The 22,564-nt window shown below is 73.8% G+C and carries 19 protein-coding genes and 1 pseudogene; 7 read left to right on the top strand and 13 right to left on the bottom strand.

The window, feature by feature from the left end:
• Window positions 1–10 precede the first annotated feature (10 nt).
• Genes AB2U05_RS05095 through AB2U05_RS05085 form a run of 3 tightly spaced genes read left to right on the top strand, consistent with a single transcriptional unit; the run spans window position 11 to window position 3,512 of the window.
• A complete protein-coding gene (locus AB2U05_RS05095) occupies window positions 11–1,357 on the top strand; it encodes a hypothetical protein (protein ID WP_369182527.1) in 1,347 nt (448 codons plus the stop codon).
• The gene (locus AB2U05_RS05090) at window positions 1,354–1,980 is read left to right on the top strand and encodes a precorrin-8X methylmutase (protein ID WP_363569100.1); all 627 of its coding nucleotides are present in this window, start codon (window positions 1,354–1,356) and stop codon (window positions 1,978–1,980) included. Before AB2U05_RS05095 ends, AB2U05_RS05090 begins: the two co-directional genes overlap by 4 nt.
• A complete protein-coding gene (locus AB2U05_RS05085) occupies window positions 1,977–3,512 on the top strand; it encodes a precorrin-2 C(20)-methyltransferase (RefSeq protein ID WP_045710187.1) in 1,536 nt (511 codons plus the stop codon). Before AB2U05_RS05090 ends, AB2U05_RS05085 begins: the two co-directional genes overlap by 4 nt.
• Before the next feature lie 192 nt (window positions 3,513–3,704).
• On the opposite strand, the gene AB2U05_RS05080 is transcribed toward AB2U05_RS05085, so the two are convergent.
• Entirely contained in the window at window positions 3,705–5,444 is a 1,740-nt protein-coding gene (locus AB2U05_RS05080) for a TIGR03767 family metallophosphoesterase (RefSeq protein ID WP_208615506.1), read from the bottom strand.
• Between the two features lie 510 nt (window positions 5,445–5,954).
• Between AB2U05_RS05080 and AB2U05_RS05075 the strand changes: the two genes are divergently transcribed.
• Both AB2U05_RS05075 and AB2U05_RS05070 read left to right on the top strand, forming a co-directional pair.
• A complete protein-coding gene (locus AB2U05_RS05075; protein ID WP_369185899.1) occupies window positions 5,955–7,139 on the top strand; it encodes a cobalt-precorrin-5B (C(1))-methyltransferase in 1,185 nt (394 codons plus the stop codon).
• Window positions 7,140–7,291: 152 nt separating this feature from the next.
• Complete coding sequence (locus AB2U05_RS05070) at window positions 7,292–8,821, top strand: UDP-N-acetylglucosamine 1-carboxyvinyltransferase (RefSeq protein ID WP_369182526.1); 1,530 nt, start codon at window positions 7,292–7,294, stop codon at window positions 8,819–8,821.
• A gap of 46 nt (window positions 8,822–8,867) precedes the next feature.
• On the opposite strand, the pseudogene AB2U05_RS05065 reads toward AB2U05_RS05070, so the two are convergent.
• From AB2U05_RS05065 to AB2U05_RS05035, 7 genes and pseudogenes are all read right to left on the bottom strand, one after another.
• Window positions 8,868–9,241: pseudogene (locus AB2U05_RS05065) on the bottom strand (protein phosphatase).
• A 53-nt stretch (window positions 9,242–9,294) separates the two neighbouring features.
• A complete protein-coding gene (locus tag AB2U05_RS05060) occupies window positions 9,295–9,798 on the bottom strand; it encodes a DinB family protein (protein ID WP_045699523.1) in 504 nt (167 codons plus the stop codon).
• A gap of 42 nt (window positions 9,799–9,840) precedes the next feature.
• Window positions 9,841–10,641 carry a cobalt-precorrin-6A reductase gene (locus tag AB2U05_RS05055; RefSeq protein WP_369185898.1) on the bottom strand — a complete coding sequence of 267 codons (801 nt, stop codon included), beginning with the start codon at window positions 10,639–10,641 and terminating at the stop codon, window positions 9,841–9,843.
• A complete protein-coding gene (gene cobM, locus AB2U05_RS05050; RefSeq protein WP_369182525.1) occupies window positions 10,641–11,402 on the bottom strand; it encodes a precorrin-4 C(11)-methyltransferase in 762 nt (253 codons plus the stop codon). The genes AB2U05_RS05055 and cobM overlap by 1 nt, the downstream gene beginning before the upstream one ends.
• Window positions 11,399–12,637 carry a precorrin-6y C5,15-methyltransferase (decarboxylating) subunit CbiE gene (cbiE, locus tag AB2U05_RS05045; protein WP_369182524.1) on the bottom strand — a complete coding sequence of 413 codons (1,239 nt, stop codon included), beginning with the start codon at window positions 12,635–12,637 and terminating at the stop codon, window positions 11,399–11,401. Before cbiE ends, cobM begins: the two co-directional genes overlap by 4 nt.
• 211 nt (window positions 12,638–12,848) lie before the next feature.
• Window positions 12,849–13,301 (bottom strand): gamma-glutamylcyclotransferase family protein, encoded by a 453-nt coding sequence (locus AB2U05_RS05040; RefSeq protein WP_045699532.1) that lies wholly within the window; start codon window positions 13,299–13,301, stop codon window positions 12,849–12,851.
• A gap of 102 nt (window positions 13,302–13,403) precedes the next feature.
• On the bottom strand, window positions 13,404–13,991 hold the full coding sequence (locus AB2U05_RS05035) for a dihydrofolate reductase family protein (protein ID WP_045710842.1): 588 nt from the start codon (window positions 13,989–13,991) through the stop codon (window positions 13,404–13,406).
• A 163-nt stretch (window positions 13,992–14,154) separates the two neighbouring features.
• Here AB2U05_RS05035 and AB2U05_RS05030 point away from each other — a divergent pair, with 163 nt between their 5' ends.
• A complete protein-coding gene (locus tag AB2U05_RS05030) occupies window positions 14,155–14,730 on the top strand; it encodes a TetR/AcrR family transcriptional regulator (RefSeq protein WP_045710841.1) in 576 nt (191 codons plus the stop codon).
• A gap of 202 nt (window positions 14,731–14,932) precedes the next feature.
• Here the strand turns inward: AB2U05_RS05030 and AB2U05_RS05025 are convergent, their stop codons facing one another.
• Entirely contained in the window at window positions 14,933–15,496 is a 564-nt protein-coding gene (locus AB2U05_RS05025) for an EF-hand domain-containing protein (protein WP_045699537.1), read from the bottom strand.
• A 95-nt stretch (window positions 15,497–15,591) separates the two neighbouring features.
• Window positions 15,592–16,083, bottom strand: a complete 492-nt coding sequence (locus tag AB2U05_RS05020; protein WP_369182523.1) for a cytidine deaminase — start codon at window positions 16,081–16,083, stop codon at window positions 15,592–15,594.
• Between the two features lie 311 nt (window positions 16,084–16,394).
• On the opposite strand from AB2U05_RS05020, the gene AB2U05_RS05015 reads away from it, so the two are divergent.
• Window positions 16,395–17,630, top strand: a complete 1,236-nt coding sequence (locus tag AB2U05_RS05015) for an ATP-binding protein (RefSeq protein WP_369182522.1) — start codon at window positions 16,395–16,397, stop codon at window positions 17,628–17,630.
• A gap of 68 nt (window positions 17,631–17,698) precedes the next feature.
• Here the strand turns inward: AB2U05_RS05015 and AB2U05_RS05010 are convergent, their stop codons facing one another.
• The 3 genes from AB2U05_RS05010 to AB2U05_RS05000 form a co-directional block, all read right to left on the bottom strand.
• A complete protein-coding gene (locus AB2U05_RS05010) occupies window positions 17,699–19,480 on the bottom strand; it encodes a dipeptide ABC transporter ATP-binding protein (RefSeq protein ID WP_369182521.1) in 1,782 nt (593 codons plus the stop codon).
• A 133-nt stretch (window positions 19,481–19,613) separates the two neighbouring features.
• Complete coding sequence (locus AB2U05_RS05005) at window positions 19,614–20,606, bottom strand: ABC transporter permease (protein WP_369182520.1); 993 nt, start codon at window positions 20,604–20,606, stop codon at window positions 19,614–19,616.
• 128 nt (window positions 20,607–20,734) lie between these two features.
• Window positions 20,735–22,489 (bottom strand): ABC transporter substrate-binding protein, encoded by a 1,755-nt coding sequence (locus AB2U05_RS05000; RefSeq protein WP_369182519.1) that lies wholly within the window; start codon window positions 22,487–22,489, stop codon window positions 20,735–20,737.
• Window positions 22,490–22,564: the final 75 nt, after the last annotated feature.

The following is a 22,564-nucleotide window of genomic DNA, read 5'->3' as shown; positions in this document are numbered from 1 at the left end:
GCTCGCCGCCATGCCACCGACACCCGACGCCGCCGCGCCGGGCGCCGCGGCGTCCGACCGGGGGGTGCCAGACCGGGGGCGCGCGGACGCCTGCCCCGGCGCGCTGCGCCTGCACGCCGCCGACGACGGCGCCCTCGCCCGCGTCCGGCTGCCCGGCGGGCTCCTGACGGACCGTCAGGCGCTTGCGCTGGCCGAGGCGGCCGAAGCCCTGGGCGACGGCGCGCTGGAGACCACCTCGCGCGGCAACGTCCAACTGCGCGGCCTGGGTTCGCACTGCGCGGCCGAACTCGCCGACCGGCTGCGGGCGGTGGGCCTGCTGCCCTCGGACACGCACGAGCGGGTGCGCAACATCGTGGCCTCGCCGCTGGCCGGCCTGCCCGTCGCGGGGGGCGCTCCGGGTGCCGATCTGCGGCCCTGGGTACGGGAACTGGACGCGCGGCTGTGCGCGAGCGACTGGGCGGCCGGGCTCTCCGGCAAGTTCCTGTTCGCGCTGGACGACGGGCGGGGCGATGTCGCCGCGCTCGACGCCGATGTGACATTGATCGCAGGCTCGGACGCCGGTGCTTCGGGCGCTGCTGATGCGGGTGCTGCCGGCACGGGCCGGCCCGCGCTGCTGCGCCTCGGGCGCGCCGCCTACGGGCACCCGGTCGAGCCCGGGCAGGAGGTGACGGCCGTCCTGGACGCGGCGCACGCGTTCCTGGACGTGCTGCGCGCCACCGGGCGCAAGGCCTGGCACGTGCGCGAGGTGGCGGACCTGCTGCCCGACCGGGGCAGCGGCCGGCTGCCGGCCGGCGCCGTGGAACTGCCCGCGTTCGCCGGGCAGGCACCCGCCGTCGGTGCGCTGCCCGGCGCTCTCTCGGTGGGCCTGCGCTTCGGCCGCGCGAGCGCCGCCCAGTGGCGCGCGCTCGTCGCCGCCTCGGCGGGCGAACTGCGGCTGACCCCCTGGCGCGGCGTGGTCCTGCCGGGCGCCCCGGCCGACCGGCTGCCCGCCCTGGCGGCGGCCGGCGTGCGCACCGAGCCGGGCTCGGCCTGGGAGCGGGCCACCGCCTGCACCGGGCTGCCGGGCTGCGCCAAGTCGCTCGCCGACGTCCGGGCGGACGCGGCGCGGGCGCTGGAGTCGGCGGAATCCGGGCCGGGCGCACTGCCGGTGCACTGGTCCGGCTGTGAACGGCGCTGCGGCCACCCGGCCGGGCGATGGGTGGACGTGCTCGCCACGGGGCACGGCTACCGGGTGACGGTCAACGGGCCGGCGACGACCGCGGGCCCTTCCGTGGACGTGTCCGTGAACGTGTCCGTGGACGTGAGGAACGAGCAGACGGCCGAGGCGGTCGCCGCGGCCAGGAGGACCACGAAGTGATCGAGTACGAGAAGGACGGCGCGTCCATCTACCGCCAGTCCTTTGCCACCATCCGGGCGGAGGCCGACCTGGCCGCCCTTCCGGCGGACGTCTCCCAGGTCGCGGTGCGGATGATCCACGCCTGCGGCATGGTCGACCTGGTCGAGGACCTGGTGTACTCGCCCGGCGTGGTCGCCTCCGCGCGCGCCGCCCTGCACGCCGGGGCGCCGATCCTGTGCGACGTCAACATGGTGGCCAGCGGCGTGACCCGCAAGCGGCTGCCCGCCGACAACGAGGTGATCTGCACCCTCACCGACCCGTCGGTGCCCGAGCTGGCCCGCGCGATGGGCAACACCCGCAGCGCCGCCGCCATGGAGCTGTGGCTGCCCCGTCTGGAGGGTGCGGTGGTGGCGGTCGGCAACGCGCCGACCTCGCTGTTCCGGCTGCTGGAGATGATCGAGGCGGGCGCGCCGCGTCCGGCCGCGGTGATCGGCGTCCCGGTCGGCTTCATCGGCGCCGCCGAGTCCAAGCAGGCCCTGGCCGAGCACCCGTCCGGCCTGGAGCACCTGGTGGTGCGCGGCCGGCGCGGCGGCAGCGCGATGGCCGCCGCCGCGATCAACGCGATTGCGAGCGAAGCAGAGTGACGGATCGTCAGACTGGCCAGGATCGTCAGGGTGGCGCCACCGGGCGGCTGTACGGGGTCGGGCTCGGCCCGGGCGACCCGTCGCTGGTCACCGTCCGCGCGGCCGAACTCATCGGCAAGGCCGACGTGGTGGCGTACCACAGCGCCCGGCACGGTCGCTCCATCGCGCGCTCGATCGCCGAGCGCTACCTGACGGGCGGTCAGATCGAGGAGAAGCTGGTCTATCCGCTCACCGTCGAGAGCACCGACCACCCGGGCGGCTACCGGGGCGCGCTCGACGACTTCTACACGGAGGCCGCCGACCGGCTCGCCGCCCACCTGGACGCCGGGCGCGACGTCGTCGTCCTCGCCGAGGGCGACCCGCTCTTCTACGGCTCCTACCAGCACATGCACAAGCGGCTCGCGCACCGCTACCCGACCGAGGTGGTGCCCGGCGTGACCTCGGTCAGCGCCGCCGCCGCCCGGCTCGGACAGGCGCTGACCGAGGCCGAGGAGACGCTCACCGTCATCCCGGGCACGCTGCCCGAGGAGGAGCTGACCGCCCGGATCGCGGCCGCCGACTCCGCCGTGATCATGAAGCTGGGGCGCACCTTCCCGGCCGTCCGGCGGGCCCTGGAGCGCGCGGGCCGGCTCGCCGACGCCCAGTACGTCGAACGCGCCTACCAGGACGGGGAGCGGATCGCGCCGCTCGCCGAGATCGACGGCGACAGCGTGCCGTACTTCTCGGTCGCGGTGCTGCCGAGCAAGGTCGCGCCGCTGGAGCCGACCGTACGGCTGGCGGACGGCATGGGCAGCGTGACCGTGGTCGGCACCGGGCCGGCCGGGCCGCTGTGGCTCACCGCGGAGGCGCGCGGCGCGCTGGCCGAGGCCACCGACCTGGTCGGCTACACCACCTACCTGGACCGGGTGCCCGAGCGGCCGGGGCAGCAGCGGCACGGCTCCGACAACAAGGTCGAGTCGGAGCGCGCCGAGTTCGCCCTGGACCTCGCCCGGCGCGGACACCGGGTCTGCGTGGTGTCCTCCGGCGACCCGGGCGTCTTCGCGATGGCCACCGCCGTGCTGGAGGTCGCCTGCGAGCCCGCCTACCGGGACGTGCCGGTGCGGATCGTGCCGGGGATGACCGCCGCCCACGCGGCCGCCTCCCGGGCCGGCGCCCCGCTCGGGCACGACTACGCGGTGGTGTCGCTGTCGGACCGGCTCAAGCCGTGGGACGCGGTCGCGAAGCGGCTGCGCGCCGCCGCCGAGGCCGACCTGGTGCTGGCGCTGTACAACCCGGGCTCGAAGTCCCGGACCACGCAGGTCGGCCTGGCCCGCGACCTGCTGCTGGAGTACCGCGCGCCGCAGACCCCGGTGGTGATGGCGCGGGACGTCGGAGGCCCGACCGAACGCGTCCGGATCGTCCGGCTCGGCGAGCTGGACCCGGCCCTGGTGGACATGCGGACGATCCTGCTCATCGGCTCCTCGCAGACCCAGGCGGTCGAGCGGGCGTCGGGCGTCGAGGTCGTCTGGACGCCACGGCGGTACCCGGACTGACGGGCGACGGCAGAACGGCTGCCGGCTGACGGCTGGCAGCTGACGGCGAACAGATAACAGCGAACAGATAACAGCGAACAGACGATGAAATCTGTCCGCTGTTATCTGTCGTCTGTGTTCTGTTATCTGTTATCTGTTCGCCGTCACCCCGCGGTGGCCGTCACCCGGAGGGCGCGGTCGTCCGGCGCCCGGTCACCGGGTCGGCTTGGTGAGCAGCAGCTCCGTGTTGTGGTCCTCGCCCGCGCCCAGCAGTGCGGTCGGGCGCCCGTTCGGGTCGTTGTACGACAGCTCGCGGTAGAGCGCCGCCAGGTTGGCGTCCGAGGTGCTGGCGAAGTCCGTCGCGTACGGCGCGGCGGACTCGATGAGCGTGGTGAACAGGGAGATCGTGCCGTCCCCGTTGTCCGCGATCTCGATGATGCGCCCGTGCTGCGGGTAGTCGATGTGCGAGGCGGTGTTGATCTCCCAGAACGCCCGCTCCGGCACGGCGTGCCCGTGCGGCGTGATCTTGTTCATGTGGGTGTGGCCGTTCACCCACCCGACCACGTTCGGGTAGCGCTGGAGCAGTGCCACCAGCTCGTTGCCGTCGTGCCGCTTCTCGAAGATGTTGCGCGGGTCCGGCAGCAGGTTGCCCATGCTGGTGCTGGTGTGGTGGCTGAAGACCAGGATCAGGTCGTCCGTGCTGCCGCCCGTGACCCGGTTCCCGTTGGTGTCGTACCAGTGCCCGCTGTGCGCCTTCAATTGCTGCTCCAGCCAGCGCAGTTGGGCGGTGCCCAGCGAACCGTCCGCGAATCCGGCCTGGTTGGTGGTGTCCAGGCTGATGCCGACGACCTTCTCCGAGATGCGGAAGGTGTAGTAGAGCTTGCCGCTGCTCACCATGTCCGAGGTGAAGCCGTGCCCGTACGGGCCGGCGCCGGTGGCGGCCGGGTCGAGGTGCGCCTTGGCGAACTCCTTGAGCGTGAACGGGTGTCGGCGCTCGTCCGGGGTGACCTCGCGGACCGCCTCGCCGCTCGCGATCAGCTTGGCGAGCAGCAGCACGGCGCCCGCCGGGTCGCGGCGCAGCGAATCCGCCAGCTGGCCGGCGGTCGCGTCGTCGCAGCCCTCCAGCTTGTAGCCGCCGGTGTAGAGGTCGTTGAGGAGCCCGAAGTCGGGCAGCGAGCCCTCGATGCTGTCGTCGTGGTTGCCGACCGTGGTGTACCAGGGGGTGCGCAGGCCGGGCGCGTCGAAGGGGCGGCCTGCGGCGGAGAGGAAGCCGGGCACCTGGGGGAAGCCCTTGGCCTTGTAGCTGTCGGCGTAGGCGAGTTCGGGGTTCCAGAAGGCGGCGTTGCCGGAGTTCTGCACGCCTTCGTACCGGCTGGTGTCGCCGGTGTTCTGGGCGAGCCGTCCGCCGCCCATGACCTTGAGGTACCAGTCGAGTTCGGCCAGCTCGTGGTTGTCGGTGTTGTCGCCGGTGGCCATCACCATGCTGAACGGCAGGCCGGTGTAGGGGCCGCCGGCCAGCGAGTTGACCCGCTCGACGAGGGAGGAGACGCCACGCGCGTTCAGTGCCTCCTGCGGCCGGTAGGCGCTGCCGGTGAGCTTGGCGAGGTACTCGAAGCGCACCGGGGACTCGGTGTCCACCAGGTGCAGGTCGCTGAACTGGACGAAGCTGGCCAGCCCGGTGCGGCGGTCGTCGCGCCCGTCGCCCGCCGCGGCGAGGTCGCCGCGCACCATCAGGGGCCAGCCCGGCCCGGCGGTCAGCCGCTTGTAGCCGCCGGTGCCGACCGGCGTGGCCACCTGTTCGAGCGTGGTGCCGGTGACGCTGACCGCGCGCGCGGCCGTGGTCGCCAGCGCCTGCTCGCGCGCCGCCGCCGAGGCGAACTGCGCGCCGCCGAGCGACAGGGCCGACCAGGCGGCGGCCACCGACGTGCCGGTGAGGAAGGTGCGACGTCTCATCGCTGCCACGGGAAACCCCCAGTTACTGACGGCCCGGCCGGATGTACCGGTCGCCGGACCACGCGTCATGGACCCTGCGGGCACCACGAAGCGGCCGGTGTGAGGAACCCCGCCGGCGTCATGAACCCGCTAATTAACGGAGCGAAAGATTACTCGCTGGTAGTCGGGCGGGGGGAGACCCGTGCGGAGAACAGTTCGAGAACGCCCGGCGGTGGTTCCTCCCCGCTTCCCGCACCGCTTCCCGCGCTCCCTCCCGCACCGCTTCCCGCACCGGCCCGTCGGTCCGGCGGCAGGGCCCGCCCCGGTCGTGCTGCGGTGGGGCGGGTGGGGGAAAATCGGCTGGTCCGGCCGAGGTGGCCGGGCGCGGGCGTCGTGGGAAGCGAGGCACAGGTGGCCGCAGCGGGAGCCGAAGCAGGAGCCGGAACCGGAGCCGGGGCCGGTACGGGAGCCGACGTCGGCGCCACGACGGGCACCGGTGCGGGTGCCGGTGCGGGCGGCCGGGCCGGGCAGCTGAAGAGCAGCGGCCTGCGACACGGCTGGACGACGGGCGCCTGCGCCACCGCCGCCACCAAGGCCGCGTACACCGCACTGCTCACCGGCGCGTTCCCGGACCCGGTCACCATCACCCTCCCCAAGGGCCAGCAGCCGGCCTTCGCCCTCGCGGCCGAGCGGCTGACCGCCGGGGAGCCGGCGACCGAGCAGTCGACCGCCGAGCAGCCGGCAGCCGACCGGTCGACCGCCGGGGAGCCGGCCGCCGGACCGGCCCGGTCCAGCGCCATGGCCGGGGTGGTCAAGGACGCCGGCGACGACCCCGACGTCACCCACGGCGCCCTGATCCGCGCCACCGTACGGGCGGGCGAGCCCGGCGCCGGGGTGGTCTTCCGGGCCGGGCCGGGTGTGGGGACGGTCACCAAGGCGGGCCTGCCGCTGCCGGTCGGCGAGCCCGCGATCAACCCGGTGCCCCGGCAGATGATCCGGGACGCCGTCGCCGAGGTGGCCGCCGAGCACGGCGGCAGCGGGGACGTGGTGGTGGAGATCTCCGTCGACCACGGCGAGGAGATCGCCCGTTCGACCTGGAACCCCCGCCTGGGCATCCTCGGCGGCCTGTCCATCCTGGGTACCACCGGCATCGTCGTCCCCTACTCCTGCTCGGCGTGGATCGACTCGATCCGGCGCGGTGTCGACGTGGCCCGCGCCGCCGGGCGCACCCACGTGGCGGGCTGCACCGGTTCGACCTCGGAGAAGGTCGCGGTCGCGGTGCACGGGCTGCCCGAGGACGCGCTGCTCGACATGGGCGACTTCGCCGGGGCCGTCCTCAAGTACCTCAAGCGCCACCCGGTGCCCCGGCTGACCATCGCGGGCGGCTTCGCCAAGCTGTCCAAGCTCGCCGCCGGCCACCTGGACCTGCACTCGGCGCGCTCCCAGGTGGACAAGGGGTACCTGGCGGACCTGGCCCGGCGCGGCGGCGCGGACGAGGCGCTGGCGCAGGCGGTGGCGGGGGCCAACACCGGCCTGCAGGCGGTGCAGTTGTGCCGGGAGGCCGGGGTGCCGCTGGGCGACCTGGTCGCGGAGGCGGCCCGGGCGACGGCGCTGGGCGTGCTGGTGGGCTCGCCGGTCGCGGTGGACGTCATCTGCATCGACCGGGCGGGCACCATCGTGGGCCGGGCGGAACCGCTGGGGCCGTCCACGGCGTGAACTCCTGTGCCGCGCTTGCACAGCAGAACCTCAGGAATATCGCACGGTGATGTGAAGATCCGATGCGCATACAGGGTGAGAAACGGACAAAAGTGGCGCCACGCGCGCTCTTGATTCTGGTGCCATCTCAACCATGAGATATGGTCTGCCGAGTGACAGGCGACTACCTCACCCGTATCGGCACCCTCATCCGTACCGCTCGTCAGCACCGCGGCTGGTCCCAGGCGCAGCTCGGCGAGGCACTCGGCACCAGCCAGAGCGCGGTCAACCGCATCGAACAGGGCAAGCAGAACGTCAGCCTTGAGATGATCGCCCGCATCGGCGAGGCCCTCGACAGCGAGATCGTCTCCCTCGGCTACTCCGGCCCGATGCACCTGCGCGTCGCCGGCGGCACCCGCCTCTCCGGCGCGATCGACGTCCGCAGCAGCAAGAACGCCTGCGTGGCGATCCTCTGCGCCTCGCTGCTGACCACCGGCCGCACCACGATCCGCAGCGTCGCCCGGATCGAGGAGGTCTACCGCATCCTGGAGGTGCTGACCAGCATCGGCGTCAGGAGCCGCTGGATCAACGAGGGCCGCGACCTCGAACTCACCCCGCCGGCCGAGCTCGACCTCGCCGCGATGGACGTCGAGGCCGCCCGCCGCACCCGCAGCGTGCTGATGTTCCTCGGCCCGCTGATGCACCGCGCCGAGCGCTTCGCCATCCCGTACGCGGGCGGCTGCGACCTCGGCACCCGGACCGTCCAGCCGCACCTGACTGCGCTGCGCCGCTTCGGCCTGGAGGTCGCCACCACCGGCGGCGCCTACCACGCCTCGGCCGAGCCCGGCACCCCGCTGGACCGGCCGATCGTGCTGACCGAGCGCGGGGACACCGTCACCGAGAACGCCCTGCTCGCCGCCGCCCGGCACGACGGCGTCAGCGTCATCCGCAACGCCTCGCCGAACTACATGGTCCAGGACCTGTGCTTCTTCCTGGAGAAGCTGGGCGTCCGGATCGAGGGCATCGGCACCACCACCCTCACCGTGCACGGCGTCCCGCAGATCACCTGCGACGTCGACTACACCCCGGCCGAGGACCCGGTGGAGGCGATGAGCCTGCTCGCCGCCGCCGTCGTCACCTCCTCCGAGCTGACCATCCGCCGGGTGCCGATCGAGTTCCTGGAGATCGAGCTCGCGGTCCTGGAGGGCATGGGCCTCGACTACGACCGCACCCCCGAGTACCGGGCCCACAACGGCCACACCCGCCTGGTCGACCTCACCGTGCGCCCCTCCAAGCTCACCGCGCCGATCGACACCATCCACCCGATGCCGTTCCCGGGCATCAACATCGACAACGTGCCGTTCTTCGCCGCCATCGCCGCGGCCGCGCACGGCACCACGATGATCCACGACTGGGTCTACGACAACCGCGCCATCTACCTCACCGAGCTGACCAGGCTCGGCGCGGACGTCAAGCTCCTCGACCCGCACCGCGTCCTCGTCCAGGGCCCCACCCGCTGGCGCGCCGCCGAGATGATGTGCCCGCCCGCGCTGCGCCCGGCCGTGGTCATCCTGCTCGCGATGCTCGCTGCCCAGGGCACCTCCGTGCTGCGCAACGTGTACGTCATCAACCGCGGCTACGAGGACCTGGCCGAGCGCCTGAACTCCATCGGCGCCCAGATCGAGACCTTCCGCGACATCTGAGCCTGTACGGCGGCGGCCTGACGGGCCGTCAACTCGATGTTCGGCCTCACCCGTTGAGGCCGGACAGCAGCGCGGCGACGTCCAACCCGGTGTCCAGGTAGTCCACGAACACCGGGTTGTTCAGCGCCCACGGCGAGCGTCGCTCCCGTACCAACCGGACGGCCTCCCCGGCGCCGTGCCCCAGGCCGACCAGCGCCTGTGCCACCACCAGCCCCGAGCGGTTGTAGCCCGAGTGGCAGCGCACCAGCGTCCGGCGGCCCCGGAGGACGGCCAGCGCCGTCGCGTCGGCCGGACGACGGCGGGTTCGAGCTCGCCGCCGGGCGGGGTGCAGTAGTGCCCGCCCATCCAGAGCCCGGGGACGATCTCGTTCCAGGGGTCGGACGGCCCCGGGGTGTCGCGGTCCTTCTGGCGGGTGCGCATCCCCTGCTCCCTCTCCGGGTGCCTGCCCGGACTGCGCTCGGCCGCCGGGTGGGCTACTCGCCGGTCGTGCCGTCCAGGTGCTCGCGCAGCAGGTCGGCGTGGCCGTTGTGGCGGGCGTACTCCTCGATCATGTGGCCGAGGATCCAGCGCAGCGAGAACGCCTCCTCGCCGAAGTGGCCCTGGACGTCCAACGACTCGGCGGCGGCGACGAGTTCCCGGGCGTGGTCGCACTCCTGGCGCCAGATCGCGAAGGCCTCCTCCGGGTCGGCGGTGTCGGCGTCGAACTCGGCGTAGGAGCCGTCCGGGTGCCTCCAGAAGCCGGGTGCGTCCTCTCCGGCCAGCACGTTGCGGAACCAGCCGCGTTCGACCTCGGCGAGGTGCCGGACCAGCCCGAGCAGGGAGAGCCCGGACGGCGCGAGGACGCGGGCGCGCAGCTGCTCGGTGCTCAGGCCGGCACACTTCATCGCCAGGGTGCCGCGCTGGTAGTCCAGGAACCCTGCCAGGGTGGCGCGTTCGTCGGCGGTCCGGGGTGTGGACGTGCGGGGATCATCGCTCATGCCCTCATCCTGCCGCGCGGCGGGTGCGGGCGCTCCGCAATTTCACGAAGCGGGACGGTGGGATCGGTCCGGCTGCCGCCCCGGCCGCTCCAGTCGCTCCAGCCAGTGCAGCGCGCCCGGGACGTCCGGGGCGACGGGCAGCCCGGCCGGGACCGGCGGACGCTCCACCACGACGACGGGCAGGGCGAGTTCGCGCGCGGCGGTGAGCTTGGGGGCGGTCGCGGCGCCGCCGCTGTCCTTGGTGACGAGGACGTCGACGCGGTGCTCGCGCAGCAGCGCGCGTTCGCCGTCGAGGGTGAACGGGCCCCGGTCCAGCAGGACTTCGAGCGCCGCGGGCATCGGCGGCTCCGGCGGGTCGACCGAGCGGGCGAGGAACTGGAGCCCGTCGAGGTGGGCGAAGGCGGCGATGCCCTGCCGCCCGGTGGTGAGGAAGACCCGCCGACCGAGCGTGGGCAGCAGCTCGGCGGCCGCGGCGAGCGAGGGCACCGGGTGCCAGCGGTCGCCGGGGGCCGCGGTGAAGCCGGGGCGGCGCAGGACCAGCAGCGGCACGCCGGTGGCGGCGGCCGCGAGGGCGGCGTTGCGGGAGATGCCGGCGGCGAACGGGTGGGTGGCGTCGACGACGGCGTCCACCCGTTCGGCGCGCAGCCAGGCGGCCAGGCCGTCCGGGCCGCCGAAGCCGCCGATCCGCACCTGCCCGGCGGGCAGCCGGGGTTGGGCGACCCGGCCGGCCAGCGAGCTGGTGACCCGCGGGCCGGGGCGGTCGGCGAGCGCGGCGGCCAGCGCCCGGCCTTCGGTCGTGCCGCCGAGGATCAGCAGGTGTCGCAGGTGCTGCAGGGGCCGCATCACGCGCCGCAGGGCTCGTGCGGGCGCTCGCGGTCCGCCGAGTAGAGGTGGCTGTCGCGGAACTGCTCGGCGGCGAGGGTGCGGCCGACGATGATGACGGCGGTGCGGACCACGCCGGCCTCCTTGACCTGCCCGGCGATGTCGGCGAGCGTGCCGCGCAGCACCAGTTCGTCGGGGCGGCTGGCCATCGCGACCACGGCGGTGGGGCAGTCGGCGCCGTAGTGCGGGAGCAGCTGCTCGACCACGTCGTCCACGTAGCCGGCGGCCAGGTGCAGCACCAGCAGGGCGCCGCTGCGGCCGAGGGTGGCCAGGTCCTCGCCCTCGGGCATCGGGGTGGCGCGCTTGGCGATCCGGGTCAGGATGACGGTCTGGCCGACCGTCGGGACGGTCAACTCCCGCTTCAGGGCGGCCGCGGCGGCGGCGAACGCCGGGACGCCGGGGACCACCTCGTACGGCACGCCGGCCGCGTCGAGGCGGCGCATCTGCTCGGCGACGGCGGAGAAGACGGACGGGTCGCCGGAGTGCAGCCGGGCCACGTCCCGGCCCGCCTCGTGCGCGGCGACCAGCTCGGCGATGATCTGGTCGAGGTTGAGCTGCGCGGTGTCGACGAGGCGGGCGCCGGGCGGGCACGCGTCGAGCAGTTCGCGCGGCACCAGGCTGCCGGCGTAGAGGCAGACCTCGGCGCGGGCCAGGACGCGCTGGCCACGCAGGGTGATCAGGTCGGCGGCGCCCGGGCCGGCTCCGATGAAGTAGACGGTCACGAGGCGTTCTCCTGAGGGGTGTTGGGCTTGACGGCGGACCACTGGGTGACCGGCATGGCCTGGCGCCATCCGGTGAAGCCGCCGACCGGCACGGCGTGGGCGACGGCGAGCTTCACGAGCTCCCCGCCGTGGCGCCGGTACCACTCGGTGAGCAGTGCCTCGGACTCCAGCGTCACGGTGTTGGCGACGAGGCGGCCGCCGGGGCGCAGCGCGGACCAGCAACTGTCCAGCAGGCCGGGGGCGGTGAGGCCGCCGCCGATGAACACGGCGTCGGGGGTGGGGAGTTCGGCGAGTGCGGCGGGGGCGGGGCCGGTGACCACGCGCAGCCGGGGGACACCGAGGGTGGCGGCGTTGCGGGCGATGCGCTCGGCTCGGACGGGGTCGCGCTCGATGCTGACGGCCTGGCAGTCGCGGTGGGCGCGCAGCCACTCGACGGCGATCGAGCCGGAGCCGCCGCCGACGTCCCACAGCAGTTCGCCGGGGGACGGGGCGAGTACGGCGAGGGTGGCGGCGCGCACGTGCCGCTTGGTGAGCTGGCCGTCGCTCTCGTAGGAGGCGTCGGGCAGGCCGGGGACGAGTGAGCCGCGCGGGCCGTCGCCGAGCTCGACGGCGATGAGGTTGAGCGGGTCGCCGGGCGGGTGCGGCCAGTCGTCGGCGCGGCCGTCGAGCTGCCGTTCGTGGGCGTGGCCGAGCTTCTCGAGGACGCGCAGACGGGCGGTGCCGTAGCCGCGGGCGGTGAGCAGCGCGGCGACGGCGGCGGGGGTGGTGGCGTCGGCGCTGAGGACGAGCAGGCGGCGGCCGGGGTGCAGGGCGAGGGCGAGGGTGTCCAGCGGGCGGCCGACCAGGCTGACGACCTCGGTGGCCTCCAGCGGCCAGCCGATCCGGGCGCAGGCGTGGGAGACGGAGGAGGGGTGCGGCAGGACGCGCAGCCGCTCGGGGCCGACCGTCTCGGCGAGGGTGCGGCCGATGCCGTAGAACATCGGGTCGCCGCTGGCCAGCACGGCGATCCGGCGGCCGGCGTGGGCGGCGAGCAGGCCGGGGACGGCCGGGCGCAGCGGGGACGGCCAGGCGACGCGCTCGGCGGTGACCTCGGGCCTGGAGAGGAGGTCCAGCTGTCGGGGGGCGCCGAGGATCACCTCGGCGTCCAGCAGTGCGGCCCGGGAGTCGGGGGCGAGACCTGACCAGCCCTCGGCGCCGATCCCGACGACGGTGATCGGGGGTGGCTGCTCGGGCACCGGGTGGCTCCTCGTCGTTCGGTCCTGCGGGCGTTCTACGGGTGTTCTGCGGGCGTTCCTGCTGGCCGGGGCAGCCTACCTGGCGGTGTTCGACGTTCAGCGGCCAGATGTCGGCGAACAGATGTCAGCGAACAGATAACAGATTTCAGCTTTCAGAGTTCAACATCTGTTATCTGTCACCTGTCACCTGTCATCTGTCAGGTGAACTCTGTCATTCGTTCGCCGTCCGCGCTCCGCGCTCCGCCCATGCCCAGTCCCCGGAGGTGATCAGCGCCGGCCGCTCGCGCAGCCGCGCCTCGACGGCCGGCCCGGCGAGGTACACCCACGCGTCCGTTGTCCCGCCGGTCGACGTCCGCACCGCGAGCCGCCGCCGCACGTACAGGCCCGTGCCGTCGGCCCGGCAGTCCTCCAGCCGGTCGAGCGCGGCGAGTGCCGTCGCGTACGCGCGGGGGCGGACGGTGATCAGCTCGCCGAGCACCCGGCTCCCCGGGGTGGCGTCCGGCACCGCGTACGGGTAGCCGGGCCCCTGGTGCAGCGCGGCGCCGTCCAGCACCGCCGGCCGGACGTCCGCGCACCGCCCGGCGAGGTGGACGGCGTGGTTGCGCCCGCCGGTGCGCAGCGTCCCGTAGACGAAGAACGGCAGGGCGTCACCGGACTCGGGCACGGGCGCGGACCTCCTGGGCGGGGCCGCCCACGGTACGCCCAGCACCCGTCCGGCGGTACCCGCGGAACCCGCGGTATCCGCAGCGTCCACGGCCGGTCGCGGCTACGAGGCCGCCCGCTCGTACGTGAGCACCACGTTCCCGCGCTGAAAGGTCCGGCTGTCCGTGAGCGTGAAGGCCCGCGGCTCGAACCCCGCGCGGAACAGCGGGATGCCCTCGCCGGCCACCACCGGGTACTGCTTGATGATCAGCTCGTCGATCTCGGGCAGCAGCTGCCCGGCGAGGTCGGCGCCGCCGCAGAGCCAGATGCCGAGCCCGTCCTCCTCCTGCTTGAGCCGGCGGACGACCGCGAGCGGGTCCTCCGAGGTGATCTCCACCTCCGGGTCCAGCGCCGGGTCGAGGGTGCGGGAGAACACGATCTGCCGCAGGTGGCCGTACGGGCTGGTGAGGCCGGCGGCCAGCCCCGGGTCGTAGGTGCCGCGACCCATCAGGACGGTGTCGAAGCGCTTGTTGGGGGCCTCGGCGATGCCGACCGCGGCGCGGGCGGGGGTGGGGAGGGTCTCCGGGTACTGGGCGAACAGCGCGGGGGCGTAGTCCTCGGTGACGAAGGGGGTGAAGAAGTCGAAGTCACCGTCCGGGGCGGCGATGTAGCCGTCGATGGTGGCGCCGATGAGGTAGGTGAGCTTGCGCATACGAGTCCTTGGGATCGGGGGCTGTCCGGGGTGGACGGCGGGGAGGATTCGGCCCGTCCGTTCAACCACTTCATCTATAGTACTCCATCTGTAGTGGTTGTCCATTCGCACTGGTTGCCGGGGCCGAGAAGAACCCCGGAATCGTGGAAGAGAGAATCGGTCCATGGTCCAGAACCCCGCCCGCCGCACCGCCCTCGCCGACGCCGCCATCGAGGTCCTCGCCCGCGAGGGCGCCCGCGGCCTGACCTTCCGCGCGGTCGACGTGGAGGCCGGCGTGCCCAAGGGCACCGCCTCCAACTACTTCTCCAACCGGGACCACCTGCTCGACCAGACCGCCCGGTACATCCACGAGCGGCTCACCCCCGACCCGGTGATGATCGCCGAGCTCCTGCGGGCCCCGCGCGACCGCGACCTGGTCAAGGCCCTGGTGCGCGACATCTTCCGGCGCATCTCGGAGGACCGGGCCGGCTACGTCGCCCTGCTGGAGCTGCGCCTGGAGGCCACCCGCCGCCCCGAACTGCGCGCCCGGCTCACCGAAGCCGTCCGGGACGAGCTGGACGCCAACGTCGCCTACCACCTCGGCCAGGGGCTGCCGGGCGACCGGGAGACCGTCGTCGTGCTCTACCTCGCGATGACCGGGCTGATCCTCGAACAGCTCACGCTCCCCGAGGTGTTGGGAACGGACGGCCTGACGGCACTGATCGACGCGATCGTCGAGCGGATCGTCCCGGCGGCCTGAGCGCTCGCCCGCGACCGAGGCGACCGAGGGGGCGGCGGCGACGGACGGCCGGAAACCGCGACCGCCGCTCCGGCCGGGGTGGGCACCCGTCAGGCTGGAGCGGCGGTCGCATCGGTATCGGTGTTAGCGGCAGTATCGCCGCTAGCAGTGGTGCTGGCGGCGGCAAGAACACTAGCAACGCTAGAAGCGTGCGGGCCCGGCGTCAGAACGCCTCCGGTGCCTTCCCCGTCCACCAGTTGCCCGGCGCCTCCGGGTCGCGGCTGGTCCAGAACTCGACGATCGCGTCGGTGAACTCGGCCGCCGACAGCATGCCGTCACCGTCCCGGTCGAGGCGGCGGAAGGCCTCGTCAGCGTCGTCGCGGGACAGCCCGGCGAAGTGGCCGCGCTGGAACACGAAGAACTCCCCGGCGTCGATCGTGCCGCTGCGGTCGGCGTCCGCGACCTCCAGGAACGCGGCGGCGAGCGCGCCGTAGCAGGCCCGCGCCGCCTCCGGGTCGTCCGCGAGCGAGCCCGTGGACTTCAGGAACTGCTCCCGGGTGATCGCCTGCGTCCCGGCCGGCAGGTGGGCCAGGTGCAGGTCGTGCCAGACCGTCAGGTAGGCCCGCACGATAACCGCCTCGGCCTCCGAACCCTCCCGGTGGCCGAGCGAGCGGGCCACCGACAGGCCCATCAGCACGTGGTCCCGCTCGGTCAGCAGGCCGTCCCCATCGGCGTCGAGGTGGTCGAAACCGTGGTTGATCTTCGCGATGAGCAGGTCGTCCGACAATGCGCCCCCTCGGCTGGCGATCGCTGCGTCACTCCGCCAGCACGCTAACGCGTCGCGCCACCCCGGCGCAGCCGAACGGCGAGCGAACGCACCGGCTACTGCTCCCCGAGGTCCGCGTCGCCCTGGGGGGCCGCGTCGTCCCCGAGCTGCGGGTCGTCCTGGTGGTCCGCCCAGACGTACGCCTCCGGCAGCAGGTCCGGCACCGGCACGGCGCGCAGCGCCGACCCCCGCCCGACGATGACCCGCGCCCGGGGGAAGTAGTCCAGCATCGCCTGCCGGCAGCGCCCGCACGGCGGGATGACCCCGCGCCCGCGGTCGCCCACCGCGACGATCGTGGTCAGCTCGTACGCCCCCTGGCCGGCCGCCGCGCCGATCAGCACCAGCTCGGCGCACGGCCCGCCGGTGAAGTGGTAGGCGTTCACGGCGGTGACGATCCGTCCGTCCGCGTTGCGCCCGGCGGCCGCGACGGTGTGGTTGTCGCCGCGGCAGAACCGCCGGGCCACCTCCTCGGCGGCCGCGACGAGTTCGAGGTCGACGGCGTCGGGGTCGGAGTCGGGGTCGGCGCTGGTCCGCGCGCTGGCCGGCATGGCTGCTCCTTGCTTGGAGTGGAGTGGATCGAATGCGAAGGCTTCGATCATGGGCCGCGGACCGACCCCGGCGCCAATATTTTCGGAATTCTCGGATCGGCGACCCCGGCGCCGGCCGCAATGGTGCCGTCCGCGGCTTCGGCGGGCCCCCGCGCGCCCGCCCGTGGCCCGCCCGGACCAACAGGCGCCGACCCGCTCCGAAGGCGGCACACGCACCCGTCCCGCCTCCCTCCAGACCTGCCATGACCTGGAGTTTTCCGGAGATCTGCCTAGGCTGGGGGCTTCGCCGGAAACCTCTGGGAGGGGATGTCGTGAGCGAGGATTCCAAGCCGTACGAAGCCGTCACCGTCGAGGTGCTGGAGGGGGTGGCGGCGATCCGGAAACGGCCCGGGATGTACGTCGGATCGACCGACGAACGCGGCCTGCACCACCTGGTGATCGAGGTCGTCGAGCGGGCGGTCCGCGAAGTCCTGACCGGCCGGGCCGGCCACGTGGACGTCACCCTGACGCCGGACGGCGGCGTCCGGATCGCCGACGACGGGCCGGGCATCCCCGTCGAGCCGACCGGCGACCCGCACGAGCCCGACCTCGAAGCCCTGCTGACCCGCCTCAGCCCCGGACCGGCGCCGGTCGGGCGCCTCGATCTGGGGTGGGGCTGGGCCGGCATCGGGCCCTGCGTGGCCAACGCCCTCTCGGCGCGGCTGACGGCCGAGGTGCACCGCGCGGGGGTCCGCTGGACCCGGGCGTACGAGCGCGGCGTCGCCGTCACCCCGCTCACCGAGGAGGGGGAAGCGTCCGGGACCGGGACCGTCCTCACCCTCTGGCCGGACGCCGAGATCTTCACGACCACCGCGTACTCGTTCGACACCCTCGCCGACCGCTTCAGGGAACTGGCCTTCCTCTACCGTCCGTTGGAGATCACCCTCACCGACCGCCGCCACCCCGGCGGGACCCGCTCGCTCCGGTTCCGGTCCACGGGCGGCGCACGGGACCTCGTCGCGTTCCTCGACCGCCAGTCGCTGCCCGCCGGTGGTCCGGACGTCATCGCCGTCGAGCGCGAGGACGCCCGGATGTCCGGCACGCTGGAGGTGGCCCTGCGTTGGCGTGACGCCGGGGAGACACGGATCCGCGGCTACGCCAACAGCCACCCCACCCCGCACGGCACGCACGTCCAGGGCCTGCGCGACGGGCTGGCGGCCGCCGTCACCGCGTACGCGCGGGAGCGCCGGCTGCCCGCCGAGGCGAGCCCCGACCTCGACGCCGACCGGATCACGGACCGGACCACGGACCGGATCACCGATCGGATCACGGACGGGACCACGGATCGGATCGCCGATCGGATCGCGGACCGGCTCGCCGAAGGCCTGACGGCGGTCGTGTCCGTCAAGATGGACGGTCCCGCCTTCGAAGGCGCCATCCGCGACCGCCTGGGCAACACCCCGGTGCGCGCCTGCGTCGCCGAAGCCGTCCGGGACCGCCTCGGTGCCTGGCTGGCGGAGCACCCGGAGCGGGCCGCCGCCCTCGTCGCCCGGGCCCTCCAGGGCTGACAAGCGGCGAGCGCGGTGCGAACGCCGTTCCCCCGCAACGGCGTTCGCACCTTCGCCAAATGGGCCCGCTAGTGCGCCGCCGCCAGCAGCTCCCGGGTGTAGTCCGTGTGCGGCGCGGCGAACAGCCGGTCCCGGTCCGTCGACTCGACGAGCCGGCCCCGGTGCATGACCGCCACCCGGTCGCAGAAGTGCCGCACCACGGCCAGGTCGTGCGAGACGAACAGGAAGGCCACGTCGAGCCGTTCGCGCAGTTCCATCAGCAGGTTGAGCACCTGCGCCTGGACGGACACGTCGAGCGCCGACACCGGCTCGTCCGCGATGATCAGGCGCGGCTGCGGCGCCAACGCCCGGGCGATGCCGATGCGTTGGCGCTGCCCGCCGGAGAACTCGTGCGGGTAGCGGTCCAGGTGGTCGGCGGACAGCCCGACCTGCTCCAGCAGTTCGGCGGCGCGCTCCCGCCGCTGCGCCGCGCCGAGCGGGGTGTGCAGGCGCAGCGGGGTGTCCAGCGTCCGCGCGATGGTGCGGCGCGGGTTGAGCGAGGCGTACGGGTCCTGGAAGACCAGCTGGACCTCGCGGCTGAGGCGGCGCCGCAGCTCCCGGTCGGGCCGGGTGGCGTCCTGGCCGTCGTACCGCACCCGGCCGCCGCTGGAGTGTTGGAGGCCGGCCAGGACGCGCGCGGTGGTGGACTTGCCGGAGCCGGACTCGCCGACCAGCCCGACCGTCTCGCCGGGTGCGATCCGCAGGCTCACCCCGTCGACCGCCCGTACCGGCTCGGCCCGCAGCGTGGGGAGGCGCAGCCCCTCGGCCCGCAGGTCGCGCGGGGAGGCGAGGCGCCGCCGCCTGGGGAAGTGCACGGCGAGGTCGTCGACCTCTACCAGCCAGCGCTCCGAGGGCCGCAGCCCCACGTCGCCCCTGGTTCGGAACGTTCTCGTAGGTGACGGATCGTCAACTGTTGGCAGTTCTGAGCCCGGTACGGAGTCCAGTCCCAGCGCCGCCCCCACCAGGGCCCGGGTGTACGGTTCGCGCGGCGCGGCCAGCAGGTCGCCGGTCGGCGCGGACTCGACCTCGCGGCCGCCGCGCAGCACCAGCGTGCGGTCGGTGGTCCCGGCGACCACCCCCAGGTCGTGGCTGACCAGCAGGACCGCCGTCCCGTGTTCGCGCTGCAACTCGCGCAGCAGGTCGAGGACCTGGCGTTGCACGCGGGCGTCCAGGGCGGTGGTCGGCTCGTCGGCGATCAGCAGCTGCGGGTCGTTCATCAGCGCCATCGCGATCATCACCCGCTGGCGCATGCCGCCCGAGAACCGGTGCGGGTGGTCGCCGGCCCGGGCGGCCGGGATGCCGACCCGTTCCAGCATCGCGACCGCCCGCCGGCGGGCCTCGGCGCGCCCGGCGCCCGGGTAGTGCAGCCGGTACATCTCGGCGAGTTGGGCGCCGACGCCGTGGAACGGGCTGAGCGAGGTGAGCGCGTCCTGGAAGACCAGTGCCGCCCGGCCGCCGCGCACCCGGCGCAGCACCGACTCCTGCGCGCCGACGAGCTCCTGCGTCCCGACGAGCGCCTGCGCGCCGACGAGCTCCTGCGTGCCCACGAGCTCCTGCGCACCCGCCGGTTCCGCGGCCCCGCCCACCAACTCCCGCCCGCCCAGCCGGATCGAGCCGGTGACGGTGGTGGTGCGCGGGTCGTGCAGGCCGAGGACGGCGAGCCCGACCGTCGACTTCCCCGAGCCCGACTCGCCGACCAGGCCCACGACTTCACCCGGTGCGAGGTCGAAGGACAGCCCGCTCACCGCCGTCACCGGCTCGCCACCGCGCGGGGCGGCGAAGGTGACCGTCAGGTCCCGCACACTCAGCACCGACCCGCCGCTCCCGTCCAGGCCTCTGCCACCGCTCCCGACCAATCCACCGCCACCGCTCCCGACCAGGCCACGGCCACCACCGCCGGAAGCCCCAGGAGACCCCGTCATCGCCATCATCGAACAACTCCCCTCAGCTCAACCGGACGCGCGGATCGAGCCAGGCCACCGCCAGGTCCGCCAGCGCGACGAACAGCACCACGAAGCAGGCGGCCAGTAGCACCGCGCCGACCACGGCCGGCAGGTCCTGCCCCTCGACGGCCTCGGCGGCGAACCGCCCGACCCCGTTCAGCCCGAACACCGTCTCGGTGATCACCGCCCCGCCGAGCAGCGCCCCGGCCTCCAGCCCGAGCAGTTGGACGAGCGGCCCGGCGGCGCCGCGCGCCGTGTACTTGAGGTGGGCGCGCAGCCGCCCGAGGCCCTTGCCGCGGGCCGTGCGGACGTACTCCTCGTTCATCGTCTCCAGCAGCTGGGAGCGCGAAAGGCGGGCGAACACCGCCGAGTTGACGAAGCCGAGGACGAGCCACGGGAGCAGCATCCCGCCGGCCCAGGCGGCCGGGTCCTCGGCCGGCGGGGTGTAGCCGGGCAGCGGCAGCAGGCCGGTGGAGTACACCAGCGCCCACTGGGCGACGTATCCGAGGAAGTAGATCTGCACGCTGGCGCCGACCAGGGTGAAGCCGGACAGCAGCCGGTCCGTGCGGCGGCCGTGCCGCAGCGCGGCGAGGAATCCGGTGCCGGGGCCGAGCACCAGCAGGACCGCGAGCGCGCCGGCGGTGAGCGAGAGGGTGACGGGCAGGTGGTCGGTCAGCGCCTCGGTGACGGGCTGGTGCAGCCGGTAGGAGTAGCCGAGGCAGGGGGCGGCGCAGTGGATGACGGAGCCGTCCACGTCGCCGATGTCCCGCCCGGCGAGGATCCCGCCGAGGTAGTCGGCGTACTGGGCGAGCAGCGGCTGGTCGAGCCCCATGCTCTGGCGCACCGCCGCGACCTGCCCGCTGTCGCAGCGCGGGCCGCAGGCGGCGCGGGCCGGGTCGGCGGGCGCGGCGTAGAAGAGGGCGAAGGCGGCGGCGGAGACCGCGGCCAGGACGGCGAGCGCCTGGAGGGCGCGCCGCAGGGCGAAACTGAGCATTTTCTCGGTACCTCGGACGATTCACCAGCCGGGCGCGGGACTTCGGGACTTCAGAGCCCCCGGACTTCGAGGCCCCGGGACCTCGGGCCCCAGAGCCTCAGGGCCCCGGGGCCCAGTGCTTCGGACCTTCAGGACTTCAGGTACAGCCAGCTCAGCCCGACCGTCCCGTAGATCGGGTGGACGAACGCCCCGCCGACGTTGGCGCCGCGCAGCTGGTTGACGGTCGGGTAGGCGAACGGCAGCACCGGCACGTCCTTCATCACGGTCTGCTCCAGCGCGTACAACTCCTTGGCCTTGGCGCGCGGTTCGCCGATCTGGTTGATCCGGTCGATCTCCCGGTCGACCGCCGGGTTGCGGTAGCGCGCCAAGTTGAGGTCGCCGTCGGCCCGGCCGTCGAAGGAGAACGGGATCAGCGTGGAGGGCGTCGGCCAGTCGACGGACGAGGTCTCCTCGAACAGGTCGTACGGCGAGTCGGCGCGGTGCACCTCGTCGAGGTAGGCCTTGGGGTCGATCGGCTTGGGCACCACGGTGATCCCGGCCTTGGCGAAGCCGTCCACCAGCACCTGGGCGACGCGCTGTCCGTTCGGGGTGTTCTTGTAGCCGTAGGTGAGGCTGCCGGGTGCCTGCTTCGCCTTGGCGAGTTCGGCCTTGGCGGCTTCCGGGTCGCCCTCCGGCCTGGCGGGGTAGAGGTCGTACTTCTGCCAGTCGATGAGGGCGGGCGAGCTGAGGGTGGTGGCGAGTTCGCCGGTCCGGGAGCCGCCCTGGACCTGGCGGGCCTGCTGGCGCGGGTAGGCCAGGTGCAGGGCCTTGCGGACCTGGACGTCGGGCACCCGCTCGTTGTTGACGACCAGCTGGGTGACGAAGGCGCCCTGGCGGCCGGTGACGACGAGTTCGCGGGCCTTGGGGTCGGTGTCGGCGGTCTGGTAGAGCTCGGGGGAGAGGGTGTCGGAGGCGGTGGTGGCGTCGGCGCCGCCGTCGCGTCCGGCGAGGATCTCCTGGTTGATGTTGAGCGTCTCCTTGCCGTAGGTGAAGACGAACCGGTCGGGGTACTGGTTGCGGATCGGGTCGGTGGCGGCCTTCCACCCGGGGTTGCGCTCCAGCACCATGCGGGTGTTCTGGACGTGTTCGACGATCCGGTACGGGCCGGTGGCGAACGGCAGCCGGTCGTAGTCCGTCCCGGTGTCCTTGTCGCGGCGCACCGGCGAGGAGGAGGACTGCGCGGCCATGTACGGCACGTCGGCCTGCGGCTGCGGGAAGTGGAAGACGACGGTGCGCTCGTCGGGCGTCTCGATCGCGGCGAGGTCGCCGGCCTGCGGGCCCGCGTACTTGGCGCGCGCGGCCTCGTAGGAGGCCTCGCCGGTGAGCCACTGCGGCCAGTACGGCGGGCCGACCTCGTAGCCCTTGCCGAAGGTGCGCTCGATGCCGTACTTGACGTCCTGGGAGGTGATCGGCTTGCCGTCCTCCCAGGCGACGCCGTCCTTGAGCCGGTACGTCCAGGTGCGTCCGCCGTCGGCCGGGGTGCCGGTGTCGGTGGCGAGGTCGCCGACCAGCTTGGCCTTGCCGTCGACGACCTGGTACTGGGTGAGCTGGCGGCCCCAGAGCAGCGAGGCGTTGTAGGCGGCGCCCGCGTACACCTTCTGCGGGTCGAGGTGGCGGAACTCCACGCTGTTGTACACGTTGACCGTGCCGCCCGGGCGGGCGCCGGGGACGGCGGGGGCCGGTCCGGCGCTCTCCTTCTCGGTGCCGAGCGCGGCGGTCAGCGGCGAGGTCTCCTTGGCGGAGGCGCCGGCGGGCGCGGAGCCGGTGCTGCCCGCGCCGGCGGAGCAGGAGGTGGCCAGCAGGGCGGTGGCGATGACGGCGAGCGACGCTCTGGTTCGGCGCATGGTGGATCTCTCCTCGGCCCCGGCGGATCGCGCCGGGGCGGGTCAAGGGGGGTGAAGGGATGGACGGAGGGGCAA

The organism is Streptomyces sp. Y1 (assembly GCF_041053115.1).
GTDB lineage: Bacteria > Actinomycetota > Actinomycetes > Streptomycetales > Streptomycetaceae > Kitasatospora > Kitasatospora rubellomurina.
The sequence above is the reverse complement of the archived record's forward strand: the minus strand, read 5'-3'. Positions and strand labels throughout refer to the sequence as shown.

Bases quoted from the DNA above. Each gene is read 5' to 3' on its own strand.
- AB2U05_RS05055 (WP_369185898.1), bottom strand. From the start codon at position 10,641: ATGCGGCCCCTGCAGCACCTGCGACACCTGCTGATCCTCGGCGGCACG.
- AB2U05_RS05005 (WP_369182520.1), bottom strand. From the start codon at position 20,606: ATGCTCAGTTTCGCCCTGCGGCGCGCCCTCCAGGCGCTCGCCGTCCTG.
- AB2U05_RS05060 (WP_045699523.1), bottom strand. From the start codon at position 9,798: ATGAGCGATGATCCCCGCACGTCCACACCCCGGACCGCCGACGAACGC.
- AB2U05_RS05080 (WP_208615506.1), bottom strand. From the start codon at position 5,444: ATGAGACGTCGCACCTTCCTCACCGGCACGTCGGTGGCCGCCGCCTGG.
- AB2U05_RS05020 (WP_369182523.1), bottom strand. From the start codon at position 16,083: ATGCCGGCCAGCGCGCGGACCAGCGCCGACCCCGACTCCGACCCCGAC.
- AB2U05_RS05095 (WP_369182527.1), top strand. From the start codon at position 11: ATGCCACCGACACCCGACGCCGCCGCGCCGGGCGCCGCGGCGTCCGAC.
- AB2U05_RS05035 (WP_045710842.1), bottom strand. From the start codon at position 13,991: ATGCGCAAGCTCACCTACCTCATCGGCGCCACCATCGACGGCTACATC.
- AB2U05_RS05030 (WP_045710841.1), top strand. From the start codon at position 14,155: ATGGTCCAGAACCCCGCCCGCCGCACCGCCCTCGCCGACGCCGCCATC.
- AB2U05_RS05000 (WP_369182519.1), bottom strand. From the start codon at position 22,489: ATGCGCCGAACCAGAGCGTCGCTCGCCGTCATCGCCACCGCCCTGCTG.